The organism is Myxococcus sp. MISCRS1, assembly GCF_026626605.1.
In the GTDB taxonomy this organism is placed as follows: domain Bacteria; phylum Myxococcota; class Myxococcia; order Myxococcales; family Myxococcaceae; genus Myxococcus; species Myxococcus fulvus.
On record NZ_JAPNKB010000001.1, the window covers coordinates 6,427,351 to 6,442,249 of the forward strand.

12 protein-coding genes are annotated in these 14,899 nt (G+C 71.0%); 9 read left to right on the forward strand and 3 right to left on the reverse strand.

Annotated elements, in window-relative coordinates; translation table 11 throughout:
- The first annotated feature begins 48 nt into the window (after positions 1-48).
- Positions 49-690: an anti-sigma factor family protein gene (locus OWM54_RS25610; protein ID WP_046716569.1), complete on the forward strand. Its 642-nt coding sequence runs from the start codon at positions 49-51 to the stop codon at positions 688-690.
- A complete protein-coding gene (locus OWM54_RS25615; protein ID WP_420715346.1) occupies positions 687-1,145 on the forward strand; it encodes a hypothetical protein in 459 nt (152 codons plus the stop codon). Before OWM54_RS25610 ends, OWM54_RS25615 begins: the two co-directional genes overlap by 4 nt.
- A 50-nt stretch (positions 1,146-1,195) precedes the next feature.
- Here the strand turns inward: OWM54_RS25615 and OWM54_RS25620 are convergent, their stop codons facing one another.
- Complete coding sequence (locus tag OWM54_RS25620) at positions 1,196-1,981, reverse strand: hypothetical protein (protein ID WP_223749698.1); 786 nt, start codon at positions 1,979-1,981, stop codon at positions 1,196-1,198.
- Between the two features lie 116 nt (positions 1,982-2,097).
- Positions 2,098-2,670: a hypothetical protein gene (locus tag OWM54_RS25625; RefSeq protein WP_223749699.1), complete on the reverse strand. Its 573-nt coding sequence runs from the start codon at positions 2,668-2,670 to the stop codon at positions 2,098-2,100.
- Positions 2,671-3,074: 404 nt separating this feature from the next.
- Here OWM54_RS25625 and OWM54_RS25630 point away from each other — a divergent pair, with 404 nt between their 5' ends.
- From OWM54_RS25630 to OWM54_RS25640, 3 genes are all read left to right on the forward strand, one after another.
- Positions 3,075-3,311 carry a hypothetical protein gene (locus tag OWM54_RS25630; protein ID WP_046716565.1) on the forward strand — a complete coding sequence of 79 codons (237 nt, stop codon included), beginning with the start codon at positions 3,075-3,077 and terminating at the stop codon, positions 3,309-3,311.
- 72 nt (positions 3,312-3,383) lie between these two features.
- Entirely contained in the window at positions 3,384-5,000 is a 1,617-nt protein-coding gene (locus tag OWM54_RS25635) for a phospholipase D-like domain-containing protein (RefSeq protein ID WP_223749700.1), read from the forward strand.
- Between the two features lie 124 nt (positions 5,001-5,124).
- A complete protein-coding gene (locus OWM54_RS25640; protein WP_267699196.1) occupies positions 5,125-6,528 on the forward strand; it encodes a hypothetical protein in 1,404 nt (467 codons plus the stop codon).
- 14 nt (positions 6,529-6,542) lie between these two features.
- On the opposite strand, the gene OWM54_RS25645 is transcribed toward OWM54_RS25640, so the two are convergent.
- Positions 6,543-8,846, reverse strand: a complete 2,304-nt coding sequence (locus OWM54_RS25645; RefSeq protein ID WP_267699197.1) for an ATP-binding protein — start codon at positions 8,844-8,846, stop codon at positions 6,543-6,545.
- A gap of 197 nt (positions 8,847-9,043) precedes the next feature.
- On the opposite strand from OWM54_RS25645, the gene OWM54_RS25650 reads away from it, so the two are divergent.
- The 4 genes from OWM54_RS25650 (at position 9,044) to OWM54_RS25665 (ending at position 14,678) form a co-directional block, all read left to right on the forward strand.
- The gene (locus OWM54_RS25650; RefSeq protein WP_141330281.1) at positions 9,044-9,427 is read left to right on the forward strand and encodes a BlaI/MecI/CopY family transcriptional regulator; all 384 of its coding nucleotides are present in this window, start codon (positions 9,044-9,046) and stop codon (positions 9,425-9,427) included.
- A gap of 3 nt (positions 9,428-9,430) precedes the next feature.
- Positions 9,431-11,617 (forward strand): M56 family metallopeptidase, encoded by a 2,187-nt coding sequence (locus OWM54_RS25655; protein ID WP_267699198.1) that lies wholly within the window; start codon positions 9,431-9,433, stop codon positions 11,615-11,617.
- A 91-nt stretch (positions 11,618-11,708) separates the two neighbouring features.
- Positions 11,709-13,427, forward strand: a complete 1,719-nt coding sequence (locus OWM54_RS25660; RefSeq protein WP_267699199.1) for an aldehyde dehydrogenase family protein — start codon at positions 11,709-11,711, stop codon at positions 13,425-13,427.
- Positions 13,428-13,505: 78 nt separating this feature from the next.
- Positions 13,506-14,678 carry a tetratricopeptide repeat protein gene (locus OWM54_RS25665; protein ID WP_267699200.1) on the forward strand — a complete coding sequence of 391 codons (1,173 nt, stop codon included), beginning with the start codon at positions 13,506-13,508 and terminating at the stop codon, positions 14,676-14,678.
- Positions 14,679-14,899: the final 221 nt, after the last annotated feature.

Here is a 14,899-nt window from a genome sequence, read left to right on the forward strand (position 1 = left end):
TCACAGCCACAGCATTCGCAGCTTCCACCACCGAGCAGGGTGAAGGTTATGGCCGGAAATCCCGCATGTGAGCGTTTCGTCCCCATGCTCTCTCCGTACGTCGACGGAGAGCTGACGCCCGCGGAGCGGGTGAACGTGGAGCGGCATCTCACCGCCTGCCGAGACTGCACCGGGCGCGCGGCGGACCTGCGCGCCGAGTCGGGCCTTCTCCGGGTCGGTCTGGACATGGCGGTGGACGACGTCGACTTCAAGGACTTCGCCCAGAAGGTCATGGCGCGGGTGACGCCGGAGAAGCCGCCCCTGTTGGAGCGGCTCAAGCTGGCCCTGTCGGAGATGTTCCTCTACCAGCGCACGGCGATGGTCTCCTCGCTGGCCACCGCGGCGGTGCTGGTGGCGGTGGGCCTGCCGCTGCTGCTCAGCGACAGGGCCCCGGTGGGCTACGGCGCCGAGCGCATGACGGTGAAGTCCATCCAGCCCTACCAGGACGCGCGCGTGGCGCCCGTGGTGATGGAGACGGACAATGGTGGCACCATCATCTGGCTGGTCGACGAGGAGACGCAGGACGACCCGTCCCAGGAGGATGAGGAGCAGGGCGAGGACATTGGGGGCGGCCTTCGTGGCGGCAAGGGAGTAAAACCCCTGGGCAAGCCGAAGTCGGAAGTGGAGCGGCCCTCGGGAGGTCCCCTGTGATGAGACACATGTCGTCCGGCCGGGTGTTGCTGGCCGTGCTGGGCCTGGGCGTGCTCATGCCGCTGGTGAGCCAGGCCCAGGAGGAGCAGAAGGTCCGCGTCCAGGTGGAGGTGGTGCTCGCCTCCAAGAAGGGCACGGAGGTGGACCCTCCGGAGCTGGCGAAGATGAAGGAGCAGTTCCAGAAGCAGAACTTCAACTTCACCTCCTTCAAGCGGCTGTCCAACGACACGCTGGACGTCACCGCGAAGCAGTCCACCGAGGTGAAGCTGCCCAACGGCAGCAACGCGTCGCTGCAACTGGTGGGCATGAAGGACGGCACCGCCACCGTGCGCGTGGCCATCCCCCGCCAGCCCACGCTGGACGTGGAGCTGGGCCGTCAGGGCGCCGTCTACCAGAAGGCCGGCAAGCACGTGGGCGGAGAGCTCATCCTGGTGCTCTCCCCGCCCTCGAAGTAACCCCGGGCCGGCCGCGTCACGCTTTGGCCGGCCAAGGTCTTCTCGGGACTTCAGGCGGCCCGGTCCACCGCGAGCGCCACGTCGCTGAAGTCCGTCTCGTCCACCTCGAAGGGCTCCTCGACGCGCGAGGGCGCCGGGGCCACCGTCGCCTGGCGGGGCTCGGCCTGGTCGGCGCGCTCGTGCTCCAGGTGGATGCGCAGCCCGTCGAACATGGTGTCGAACGCGCGGTAGACGCGGTCCACCATGGCCAGGGCATCGCGGCGCACCTCGGGCTCCAGCACCATGGCCTCCAGCTCCGCCGCCAGCTCCTGCTCGAACATGGCGTGCTGCGCCTCGGCCTGCATGTGGTGGTCGGAGAAGTACTTGAGCCGCTCATCGGCGCCCTGCGCCGCGCTGACGATGGCGGTGCGGCTGAAGAACACGTGGCTGGTGGACTCCAGCGCCCACAAGAGGACGATGCGCAGCCGGTCGTCCACCGGCCGGTACACCTCGCTGATGATGGCGTAGGCGGCGTCGCGCGTCTTCGCGTGCGCCTTGCCGTAGAGCGCGCCGATGCTCAGCGAGCCCCCGGTGAGTTGGGCGATGTCGTCCTCGAACCACTGGTCATGGCCGCCCTCCTCCGCGTGGTGGCGCGTGGCGAGCATCTTGAGATGAGCGTCCTGGATGAAGTGCGCGTTGAGGCGCAGCACGTCCTGGAACGTCATCACCCAGAACGTCAGGCGCGGCGCGAACGCCATCACCTGCTCAATCGGGCGGTCCTGCTTCAGGTCCGAGAAGAAGGGGTGTGAGGCGAACCGCTCCTCGCACACCGCGATGTGTTGGAGCACGGCCTTCATGGATGTCCCTCCCAGATGCGGATGCTTGGACTCCGCTCGGCCCTGGCGGAGTGTCTTGTCGAAGCGCCCAGGCCCACGCAGGGGAGATGTGTGGGCTTGGAGGCCAGCGGTGTGCGCTACCAACTGATGTTGTACGTACAGGCCCCATCTCCCCGGCGACGGCAACTCTTGGGGTCATGTTCAATACGCACCCAAAGAGAATCCTTGGGGCGGAATTTGTCCGTGATGGCCTCCAGGAGGCCGTAGTCCAGGTCGCACGGATAGGGATTGTCGCAGCGCATCCTCGCGTTGCGCTTGTCCACGGGCTCGAAGTGGTAGCCGCCGATGTTGCCCTTGCCGCGGTGGTTCATGCCGTAGGCCATGTTCACGCCGCGCAGCCCCTTCTCCAGCGTGTCGATGTCCGGCGGGAAGTGCGCGCTGTCCGGAATCTTCCGGCCAATCGTTCGCACAGTGCTGGGGCCAATCTTGTCGAACACCAGGCTGAAGGACTTCAGCAGCGCGGACATCGGGTACCAGGTCTTGGCCTCCAGCGGGGTGATGCCATTCTCCGCGAGGATGCGCAGCGCCCGCGCCTGGGCCAGCTCCATCCCGTTGACGATGGCGAGGATGGACTGACCGATGACCTCGATGCCCTGGTAGGACGCGAAGGCCGGCGGGGTGGGATGGACGGAGGGGGTCTTCAATTCCATACGTGGCTGACCTCGCGATTCGATGCCACGCATTGAACCGGGTTTCGCGGGTATTTTCAAATTGACTGATATGTTCAAACTTTTCCGTTGCCGTGGATGTTTTGGATTGGGGCGGGGCTGACCCATGTCTCACTGTCTCGTGTCTGATTCCAGACAGTCATGTGTGGCGTGGGACGTGGGGGTGGGTGTGCCCATGCGGGGCTGGGAACATTGGGTGCGGAGATCGCCGCACGGACTGAAAAAATGGCAGTCCTTCCAGCCCTCCGGGAGGGGGCGAGTGGTGCAAACCCGCGAGAGGACAGGGGGACGGGGCTCGGCACGTGGGTTGCTCAAGGGCAGGGGGCAGTCGGGCGGCGGCGGTGGCGGCGGGAAGACGCGGTAACCCTCATCCTTGGAGAAGAACCATGGCGAAGACTCAGCGGCGTGGAGCGGTCATCCGGAAGGCTCGGCAGGTCAAGGCGACGACGGCCCGTGCGGTGTCGGGGGCTGGCAAGAGCGCTCGCAAGGTGCAGGTGACGCTGGGGGACCTCATCGCGGCCGCGTTCGACACGGTGGGCGGCGAGGTGAAGAAGGTGAAGCAGGTGATGTCCTCGCAGGACATGGTGCTGGCCACCGGCAAGCACATCGTCTTCGTGGGCTGAAGGCCGAGGCCTTGGCGGTGAGGGCGCCACGAGCGCGTGGCGCCAGGGGAGGGCGGCGAGGGGGTTGGGTGTGTGAAGCGCATCATCATTCCCGGACGCAACTGCTGGACGGTGGAGGAGACGAGCGACGCGGGCGTTCTCGTGGATGGACGCGCCTACTACCGTGAGCTGTACCGGGCCGCGAAGAAGGCCCGGCGCTACATCGCGATGACGGGCTGGCAGTTCGACAGCGACGTGTCGCTCCTGAGAGGCGAGGACCTGGAGGAGGCGCGCGGCGGCGAGGTCCGCCTGCTGCCCATGCTGGACGCGCTGTGTCGGGCCAACCCCGAGCTGCACGTGTACATCCTCGCGTGGGACTTCAGCCTGCTGCTCGCGATGGAGCGCGAGTGGATGCAGCACCTGCTGTTCAACTGGACGACGAACGAGCGCGTGCGCTTCCGCTTCGACCCGTCCAGTCCCTTGTATGGCGCGCACCACCAGAAGCTGGTGGTCATCGACGGTGTGCAGGCCTTCAGCGGCGGCATGGATGTCTGTGATTGTCGTTGGGACGACCGCGACCACCGGCTGAGCTCGTCGCTGCGCTGCGACAGCGGCAGGGACCCGCATGGGCCCTACCACGACGTGCAGGCCGTGTTCACCGGACCGGTGGTGGGCCGGCTGACGGAGCTGTTCGAGGCGAGATGGGCGCACTCGGGCGGCGGCGAGCTGCACCTGCCGACGGTGGCGCGCGACGACGTGACGTTCAGCTCGAGCGTGCCGGCGCCGCCGGGGCCGGTGGCCATCAGCCGCACGTTCGGCAAGACGCTGCTGCCGCCCCAGGAGGCCGTGCAGGAGGTGCGCGCGCTGTTCCTGGACGCCATCGAGGCGGCCGACCGGTTCATCTACATCGAGAACCAGTACTTCTCCTCCCGCGCCATCTTCCAGGCGCTGGTGCGCCGCTTCCGCGAGTCCGGGCGTCCACCCATCCAGGTGGTGCTGGTGTTGCCCAAGCAGCCCGAGGCGCTGCGCGAGCAACTGGCCATGGGCATCGCGCAGGTGCGGCTGCTGCGCGCGCTGGAGCGGGTGGCGCGCGAGACGGGCAACACCTTCCGCGTGTACTGCTCGGCGGCGCGCGACGAGCAGACGGGCGAGGACGTCTATACCTACATCCACTCGAAGGTGATGGTGGTGGACGACCGCTTCCTCACGCTGGGCTCGGCCAACACCACCAACCGCAGCCTGGGGTTGGACTCGGAGCTGAACCTGAGCTGGGAGGCGGAGGCCGACGGCGACGCGGTGTCGCGCGCCATCCGCCGCGTGCGGGTGTCGTTGATGGCCGAGCACGCGGGGCTGTCCGGCGCGGAGACGCTGGCGCCGCTGATGCGCGCGGACGCGGGGCTGGTGGACTGGCTGGACGCGGTGGCGAGCGCGGGGCTGCACCGGCTGCGCCCGCACCCCATGGAGACGGTGTTCGACCAGAGCCCGCTGCTCAAGTCGCTGGAGCCCGAGGACCTGGTCATCGACCCGGAGGACTCCGTGCTGGACGAGTCCCTCTTCGAGGCGCTGCGCGGCGGCGAGGACGGGCTGTTCGCCTCCGGCATCCGCCTGCTGTCGCGCTGGCTGGTGGGCGCGGCCGAGGAGCGGCCCCACCGGGCCATCCTCCCCGCGGACGCGGACTCCGAGGGGGGCGGCCAGTACGGCGGAGGGTGACGCACCCGTCACTCCCGGGGTGTCACCCGTCGGGTGGGTGTGCCGAGGCTCGGCAGTGTCACCCACACCCGGGCGGCGGCCGGGCGCTTCGCGGGAGGGCGGGGCCGGGTAGACTCGGGAGACGATGACTGGCGCCCCCCTCCTCGTCCTGTTCGCCCTCGTTACCCACCAGAGCTCCACCATCTCCGAGGAGGGGCCCTCGGATGAGAGCTCCATCTCCTCCGGCCAGCAGACGCCCGTGTCCAAGGCGCGCCTGGACGAGCCCGCGCCCCCGGGCAGCCGCAAGGGCGGTGACGGCTTCGGCTTCGGCGGGCAGCTGGAGGTGGGCGGGCTGAGCCTGCCGTCCGGCACACCGGGGGGCGGGCAGGACCTGTTCATCCGCGTCTACCCGTCGCTGGGGCTGACGAAGGGAGACTCCTTCGTGCTGCGGCTGGGGGCGAACCTCCGGATGCGCATGGTGGACGAGGAGCCGAAGCAGGCGGACGGGGACTACGGCGCGCGCCTGCGCCGCGAGGACTGGGATGAGCTGAGCGACATGGGGCAGGTGGTGCGCATGCTGCGCATCGGCCAGGAGGGCCGGCCGTTCTTCCTGCGCGTGGAGCCCTTCGTCGAGGAGTCGCTGGGCCGGGGCTACCTGATGGGCCGCTACAGCAACGTGCTGTCGCCCGACTACCACCCGGCCGGCGGCTCGCTGACGGTGGTGAAGGGGCCGGTGCGCGCGGAGGTCATCGCGAGCGACGTGCTCGCCGCGCGCATCTTCGCCGCGGAGGTGATGTTGGACCTGGGCCGCGCGGCCAGCGACGACGCGAACCGCTTCGACCGCTACCTGCTCCGCCTGTCCGCCGCGCACGACGCGGGCAAGGCCGGCGGCGAGTCCCCCAACATGACGCTCACCTCGCTGGGCGGCGACATCGCGCTGTACAAGGGCGAGCGGCTGCGCGCGTGGGCGCTCCTGGGCGGCGGCGCGCGCTTCGCCGAGTCGCACTCTCCGGCGGTGGGCGGCCTGTTGGGCGTGGCCTTCGAGGGGCAGCTGGCCAGCGGCACGCAGCTGAGCGTGACGGTGCAGGGCCGCCGTCAGGGCGGGCGCTTCCGCTTCGGCATGTTCGGCCCGGACTACGAGCTGGGGCGCTTCTCCGGCACGGGCCTGGCGGAGCAGCCCATCGCGGAGGAGGTGCTGCCCACGGGCTTCTCCGGCTACCTGGAGGCCTCCATCGCCAAGGGCAGCGCGGACACCACGCTGCTGCTGGGCAGCGTGGCCGCGCAGTACCACGGCTTCGGCCGCACGGACCTGGACGTGTCCGCGGGCTTCGAGCTTCCCGGCGGGCGCACCCGCGTGCTGGGCCGCGCGGTGCTGACGGCGCTGGGAGACCGGCCGCGCTACTCGGTGGGCGCGGAGGTGCGCCAGCGCCTGGTGAACCACCTGTATGCCTGGGGCTCCGGCGGCACGGTGCACTTCCCCCAGGCGGACAACGTGCTGGTGCGCGGCGTGACGGTGGGCGCGGGCGTGGGTGTGGACTTCCAGCGCTGAAGCGCGCGCGTGCCTCAGGGGGCCAGCGGCAGGGTGAAGTGGAAGGTGGAGCCGTGGCCCACGCGGGTGTCCACCCAGATGTGGCCGCCGTGGCGCTCGACGATGTCGCGGCAGATGTAGAGCCCCAGGCCCAGCCCGCCGAAGCCGGAGATGGGCGCGTTGCGCGCGCGGAAGAAGCGCTGGAACAGGTGCTCGCGCTGGTCCTCGGGGATGCCGATGCCGGAGTCGCGCACGGACACGTGGGCGCAGCTCCCGTCGCGCTCCAGCTTCAGCCGCACGCAGCCCCCGGTGGGGCTGTACTTGAAGGCGTTCTCCAGCAGGTTCGACAGCACCTGCGCGAGCCTGCCCCGGTCCCCCAGCACGACGAGCGGCTCGGGCGGGACCACGCGCTCCAGGGTGTGCTGTCCCGTGAGCGGGCGCGTCTCCGCGAGCACCTCGTCGATGAGCGCCTGGAGCTCCACGGTGCCCCGGTGCAGCTCCAGCCTTCCCGCCTCGATGCGCGTGGCGTCCAGCAGGTCGTGGATGAGCAGCGACAGGCGCGACACCTGGGAGAGCGCCTTGTCCACGTGGTGGGGCTTGGGGGCGTGGCCCTGGGTGGCCTGCTGCTTCATCATCTGCAGGTGCAGCTTGAGCGGCGTCAGCGGCGTCTTCAGCTCGTGGGCGGCGATGGACAGGAAGTCGTCGCGGACGCGGATGGCCTCCTGGGCCTCCTTGAGCAGCCGCTCGCGCTCCTGTCGGGCGCGGTGCTCCTCGGTCACCTCCACGACGACGGCGCCCAGGCCGACGATGCCCGCGCTGGGCGTGCTCACCGGGTAGTAGCTGACGCGCCAGTGGCGCAATTCCTCCGGCGTCGCGGGCACGTTGCCGGACATCTCCATGTCGCTCATGGGGATGCCCGTCTCCATCACCTGGAGCATCAGCGGCGCGAAGTGCGGCGCCATGAGCGGGTTGGCCTCCCACACGGTCCGCCCCAGCTCCCACTCGCGCGAGTGGCCGTGCAGTGACGCGAGCGCGGTGTTGATGCGCAGGTAGCGCAGGTCCCGGCCGATGAACGCGAGCCCCACGGGCGCGTGGTCGAGGAAGGTGTCGAGCAGCGCGAAGGACTCCTCGGTCCGCTCGCGCGCGTTCTGCTCCGCGACCAGCAGCCGCTCCCGCTCCACCTTCGCGCGGCGCTCCTGCGTCACGTCCCGGTAGCTCCACACCCGGCCGATGACGGCGTCGCCCATCCGCTGTGGCAGCGACGTGCCCTCCAGCACGCGGCCGTCCTTCATCTCGATGACGTCCACGTGGACGGCGTCGGAGGGGATGTACTGCTCCTGGATGCTGGTGAGGAACGCCTCCGGGTCCATCGTCTGGGGCGCTGCGTGGCGGAGGGCCGCCTCCGCGATGCGCGGGCGCAGCAGCGCGTCGCTCAGGTCCCACATGTCCTGGAAGCGCTTGTTGAAGGCGATGATGCGCCGCTCCGCGTCCACCACGATGACGCCGTCCGCGATGGAGTCGAACGTCGCGCGCAGCACGGAGTGGGTGTGCTCCAGGCGCTCGCGCGCGCGGCGCTGCTCGGTGACATCCACCAGCAACCCGCGCAGCCTCACCGGCTGGCCCTCCTCCGCGGTGGCGGTGACCTGCGTCCGCATCCACACGGCCTGGTCGCTGTCGGTCATCATGCGGAACTCCAGCTCGTGGGTGCGCCCCTGGCGCAGCGCGCCCAGGCAGGTGGCCATGACGCGGCTCCAATCCTCCGGATGGACATGGCGCGCCCAGAAGTCGGGCTCGCTCACCCAGCGCCGCGCTTGCAGCCCCAGCAGCCGCTCCGCCTGGTTGCTGACGAAGGTGAAGCGGAACTCCGCGTCCGCCTCCCACACGATGCCGTCGATGCTGTCGATGAGGCTCTCGTAGTGCTCGCGCACGTGCTCCGCGCTCGGGGCGGCGTGCGCTGTTCGCGGGGCCTGGCGCGGCTGGAGCCGGGCGCATGCGCCCACGAGCGAGCCGTCGTCCCCGTACACGGGGAGCACCACGGCGAAGAGACGCTGTCCCTGCCCGCTGCCCTCACCCAGCCCTTGCTCGCCCGCCAGCGCTGCCCGCACGGCGGTAAAGAGCCAGGGCATGCGCGCGAGGACCTCGCGGCAGGAGCGGCCCTGCTCTCCACCGCCCTCCCAGCCGGCCGCCAGCGCGAGCACCGGGTCCATCCAGATGACGCCTCCCTGGGCGTCGACGACGAGCGCGGCGCGCAGGTCGCGGCCCACCTGGAGCAGCCGCTCGTGGGGCGTCACGGGGCGCGAGGCGGCCTGGGCACCCGGGCCCGCCTGCCATCGTCGCATGTCGCCCTTCGCCATGCGCTCCACCTTCCGTGCCCATGTCGCCTGCTCCCGTCCCGGACCTGGGAGGGCGCTGTTTCAAACATGGGACGCGCTCCGGGCCCGCGAAAGGGCGCCGCTCCCCTGGAGCCTCGCGCTTGACTACGTTTGTAGTCACGCGTACCTTCTTCGTGACTACAGTTGTCGTCACGGGATGCGCCATGAAGAAGCCGGTGGGTGAGCAGGAGCTGTCGGTGCTGCGGTACGTGGCCGAGCATGGGCCGGCCACGGTGGGCGAGGTGGCGGAGCGCTTCGGCGAGGCGCAGGGCCTGGCGCGCTCCACCATCCTGACGGTGATGGAGCGGCTGCGGCAGAAGGGGTACCTCACGCGGCGCAAGGTGGACGGCGTGTTCCAGTACGCCTCGCCGGTGCCGGAGGGGGAGCTGCTGCGGGGCGTGGTGGACGACTTCGTGCAGAGGACGTTGTCCGGCTCGCTGTCGCCGTTCGCCGCGTATCTGTCGGAGGCGGAGGATGTCTCCGACGCGGAGCTGGCGCAGCTGCAGGACGTGGTGGCTCGGCTTCGCTCGAAGAAGAAGAAGGACTAGCCCATGCGAACGGAATGGCTCGTGGATGTGGCCGCGTGGCTGTCGTCATGGCCGGAGGGACTGTGGCGCGCGTCGTGGCAGGGCGCGCTGTGCGCGGGGCTGGTGTGGGCGCTGACGCGGCTGTGGACGCGGATGCCGGCCGCGGTGCGCGCGGGGCTGTGGTGGCTGGTGGCGCTCAAGTTCGTGGTGTCGCTGGTGGGGCCTCATCCGCTGTCGCTGCCGGTGTTGCCCGCGTCGCTCTCGTTCCTGGGCGGCGCGTCGGCGGAGCCGGTGGCCTCGCTGGCGCAGGTCGAGCCCTCGACGCCGGTGGTGCATGGGGCGTACGTGGAGGCGCCGGTGTACCGCGGGGTGGGCACGCGGGAGGTGCACGTGGAGAAGCGCGAGGTCGCGTCGGAGGGGCTCGTCGTGTCGCCGGTCGCGCCTCGCGGTGAGGTGGCGGGGTGGACGCGGGTGCTGGCGTCCCATGGGAAGGCGCTCCTCTTGTGGGCGGTGCTCGCGGCGTGGCTCGGGGGCGTGGTGTGGCGGGTGCGGGCGCAGGCTCGCAACTGGGTGACGATGGCGCGGCTGCGTCGGGATGCGCGGTGCTTGAATCATCCGGACCTGGAGGAGGAGGTCCGCGAGCTGGCCGCCAGCGCGGGGCTGCGGCGCGTGCCGGCGCTGCTCGTGTCGGACCAGGTGACGAGCCCGCTGGCCACGGGGTTGTGGAAGCCCGTGGTGGTGCTGCCGACGAAGGCGGTGCGACGGCTGCCGCTGGCGGGGCTGCGCATGGCGCTGGCGCACGAGGTGGCGCACCTGAAGCGCGGCGACTTGTGGCTCGGCTGGGTGCCGGCGCTCACGGAGGCGCTGCTGTTCTTCCATCCGCTCGCGCGGCGCGCGGTGAAGGAATACGCGCTGGCTCGCGAGGAGGCGTGTGACGCGGAGGCCCTGCGTCTCACCGGCGCGGAGCCCGCGGATTACGGCGAGCTGCTGCTCGCCTTCGGGGTCGCCCGTCCCCATGGAAGCGCCGCGGCGCTCGGCGCCTCGGACCACGTTCACGCGTTGCACAGGAGGTTGAGCATGCTGGAGCACGTCGACATCGGTTCCTCCCATTCCCGTCGCTGGTTGAAGGTGACGCTGTCCGTGCTGGGCCTCGTGGCCCTGGTGCCCTTCCAGGTCGTCGCCCGGCCGGAAGGACAGGACACGTCGAAGGCACCGGCGCCCGCCGCCGCGCCTTCTCCGGCGCCCGCCGCCGAGACGCCGGCCTCGCCGTCCCAGAAGCAGGGCACGACGCGCACCGGCGTGATGCCCGCGCCGACGCCGGCCTCGCCCGCCGCTCCGCGAACGCCGGTGTCGCCCACGGCCCCGGCTGCAGTGACGCCGCCGACGCTCGTGACGCCGCTGACGCCCTCGATGCGCGTGATGCCGCCGACGCCGCCGACGCCGATGATGGGGAGCGCGCCGCGTCCTCCCACGCCGCCGACGCCGATGATGGCCATGGCGGGTGGGCCCCCGGCGCCGAAGCCGCCGCGTCCTCCCGAGCCGCTCGATGACGACTCCGGCTACGTGCTGCTGTCCGGCGACAGCGCGACGATGAACGGCAGCATGGTGGACCTGCAGCTCGCCAAGATGTTCAAGGACAAGAAGGGCGGCGAGCTGCTCTACGTCCGCCGCAAGGGCGAGACCTTCCTCATCCGCGACGCGGCCACGCTGAAGACGGTGCGCGAGGCGCTCAACGACGTGCGGACCGCGGGCGAGGCGCAGGGCAAGGTCGGCGAGCGCCAGGGCGCGCTGGGCCGCGAGCAGGGCGCGCTCGGCATGAAGCAGGGCGCGCTGGGCATCAAGCAGAGCGAGCTCGGCCTGCGGCACGCGGAGCTGGCCCACAAGCGCGCCGGGCTGCGCTTCGAGTCGAACCGCGCGGACGCCCTGCCCGAGGCCGAGCGGGAGCGCCGCCAGGCGGAGCTCGACAAGCAGGAGGTGGAGCTGGACAAGCAGATCGACGCGCTCGACGAGCAGCAGGAAGCGTTGAGCCGTGAGCAGGAGGCGCTCGGCCGCGAGCAGGAGAAGCTCGGCGAGCGTCAGGAAGCGCTCGGTCGCGAACAGGAGAAGGTCAGCGAGAAGGCCGAAGCCCTGCGACGCGAGGCCGAGCGCAAGGTCCAGTCCCTCATCGACGAGGCCCTGAGGAAGGGCCTGGGCCAGCCGCTGCCCACCTGATGACGGTTGCCGGCGGGCACCTGGGACGCGGGGATGAGCGCTCCTCTACCGTGAGAGGAGCCACCCGTCCTCTCACAGGAGGCCCCGTCCGATGAGTCTCGCCGCAAGTCCGCAGGGAACCCCCGCCGGAGCGCTCGAGTCCGCCATCCAGCGCGTGAAGTCGGGCTCGCTCTCCTGGGTGAAGCTCACGCTGCCGGAGCGAATCTCCCTCCTGGAGGAGCTGGGGCGGGGCTATGTCGCCATCGCGGAGCCGAGCGTGCGCGCGGCGTGCGAGGCGAAGGGCATCAAACCCGACAGTCCGCTGGCCGGTGAGGAGTGGCTGTCGGGCCCCATGGTGGTGGTGCGCAACCTGCGCCTGTTGGCCGCCTCGCTCCGGGACATCCAGCACCACGGGGTCCCCCGCATCCCCGCCTCCCGCCTGCGCACGCTCGAGGACGGGAGGCTCGCGGCGCGCATCTTCCCCATGGACTCGCTGGAGGGGATGTTGCTGCCGCGCAACGAGGGCGAGGTCCACTTCCAGCCCGGCGTCACCGCCGCCAACCTGCGCGAGCACCAGGCCGCGTTCTACCGGGAGCCGCACGGCGGCCGGCTGTGCGCGGTGTTGGGCGCGGGCAACGTCAACTCCATCCCCCCGGCGGACTGTCTCTACAAGCTGTTCGTCGAGGGCACCGCCTGCGTGCTCAAGATGAACCCGGTGAACGCCTACCTGGGGCCCTTCCTGGAGCAGGCGTTCGCCCCGCTGGTGCGCCGGGGCTTCTTCGCGGTGGTGTACGGCGGAGCGGCGGAGGGCGCGGCGCTGGTGTCACATCCCGCGGTGGACGAGGTCCACATCACCGGCAGCGACAAGACGCATGACGCGCTGGTGTGGGGACCGCCGGGGCCCGAGTCGGACGCGCGGCGGGCCCGGAACGAGCCGCTCCTGAAGAAGCCCTTCACCAGCGAGCTGGGCAACATCTCCCCGGTGGTGGTGGTGCCGGGGCCGTACTCGGACGGCGAGCTGCGCTTCCAGGCGGACAACATCGCCGGCATGGTGGCCAACAACGCGTCCTTCAACTGCAACTCGGCGAAGCTGCTGGTACAGCCGAAGTCGTGGAGCGCGCGCTCGCGCGTGGTCGACGCGGTGGAGGCGAGCCTGGGCAAGGCGGCCGTGCGGCGCGCGTACTACCCGGGCGCGGACCAGCGCTGGCGTCAGTTCACCGAAGGCCGCGCGCACCTGCGCCAGGTGGGCCGGGCCGCGGAGGGTGAGCTGCCCTACGCGCTGATTGCCGACGTGGACCCGCTCCAGACGCAGGACCGCGCCTTCCGCCACGAGCCGTGGTGCACGGTGTTGTCGGAGACGGGGCTGGAGGGGACGGACGACCCGGTGGCCTTCCTGGCGCGCGCGGTGGCGTTCCTGAACGAGAAGGTGTGGGGCACGCTGAACGCCACGCTCATCGTGCATCCGGGCTCGCTGAAGGACGCGGAGGTCTGCCGCGCGGTGGAGCAGGCGGTGCGCGAGCTGCGCTACGGCACGGTGGCGGTGAACACGTGGCCCGCGGCGGCGTACGCGCTGGTGTCGCTGCCGTGGGGCGGGCATCCGTCCTCGACGCCGCGAGACATCCAGAGCGGGCTGGGCTGGGTGCACAACACGTTGATGCTGGAGGGGGTGGAGAAGTCGGTCCTCCGCGCGCCGCTGACGAACCTGCCGGCGCCTCCGTGGGTGCCGGGGCACCGTGGGGTGGGTGAGCTGGGACAGCGGCTGGTCCAGTTCGAGAAATCGCCCTCGTGGCTCAAGGTGCCGGGCATCGCGGCGGCGGCCCTGCGTCGCTGAGTGTCACGACCCGCTCTCCCAGCGCAGGGCGGGGGGCCTCGGGGTGTCGGGGCGCCAGCGCCGTGATAAACCCGGCGCATGTCATCGACGCATGCTCGGGAAGGCGGACGGCTGCTCCAGGTGGGGCAGCCGCAGGAGGCGGTGAAGAGTTTCCAGAAGGGGCTCGCCATCGACCCGGACGACGTGGAGTGCCTGCTGGGGCTCGTCCGGACGTACCTGAGCACGGGCGCGGCGGCGGACGCGGAGACGGCGGCGCTGCGGCTGTTGAAGGTGAAGCCGGACCACGCGGAGGGCCAGGCGCACCTGGCCATGCTGCGGGCGCAGGCGGGGAACGCCGAGGCGCTGGAGGCGCTCAAGGCGTTGGCCTCGGCGCCGACGGCGGGCTACTTCGAGCGCTTCAACCTGGGCGGGCTGCTGCTGGACCGGGGGGACCTGGAGGGCGCGAAGGCCGCGTACGAGTCCGCGCTCCAGGTGGCGCCGGGCAGCGCGCACGTGCACTTCGAGCTGGGCCGCATCGGCCTGGCGCAGGGGCAGGCGGGCGCGGCGGTGACGCACTTCCAGAAGGCGTCCGAGGCCGCGCCGCAGGAGGCGATGCCGCTGCTGATGCTGTCGCGCGCGCACGCGGCGCAGGGCTCGCTGGGGCTGGGCATCCAGGCGGGCACGCAGGCGCTGGAGAAGGCGCAGGGCGGGCTGCGGCGCGCGGTGCTGGAGGATTTGTTCAAGCTGTACCTGTCCGGGGGCAGCCCCGAGGGGGCGAAGCGCACGGCGCAGGAGCTGCGCCAGTTCGACCCGTCGCACGTCAACTACGTCTACATGCACGGCCTCGCGATGATGAGCGCGGCGCAGTTCCCGGAGGCGAAGGCGCTCTTCGAGGAGGCGCTGCGGCTGGCGCCGCGAAGCTGGCAGACGCTCCAGGCGCTGGCGCAGATGCATGGCGCGCTGGGGGAGCGCGCGGAGATGCGCCGACGGATGGAGGAGGCGGTGGCGCTGGTCCCCACGGAGCTGGGGCCCGTGAATGACCTGGCGTTGCTGCTGATGCAGGACGACCAGCACGCCGCCGCGAAGCCCCTGCTGGAGCGCGCGCTGGCGGCGCATCCCGAGGATGCGACCACGCACCTGAACATGGCGGTGGCCACGTTCCTGACGGACCGTCAGGCGTGCATCCACCACGCGCAGAAGGCGCTCGCGCTGGGCGAAGGCGTGGTGCGCGAGCAGGCCGAGCGGTTGTTGAAGGCGCTCAACGCCGGCTGAGGTGTCCGAGCGACGGGGCGCATCGGTGCCCCGTCCGCTCCGGTCCTCGATTCGTGCGCTCGCGCTGGGTGAGCGCATCGTGCGCGAGCAGAGAAGACGCTGTCCGAGGGGGCGGGGCATCGCAGTGCCTCGTCCGCTCCGGTCCTCGATTCATGCGCGGTGCCCGTGCCGCCCGGAGACGCGAGCCTCGCGATGCCGCCGGTTCAGCGCCATCGCCTCGC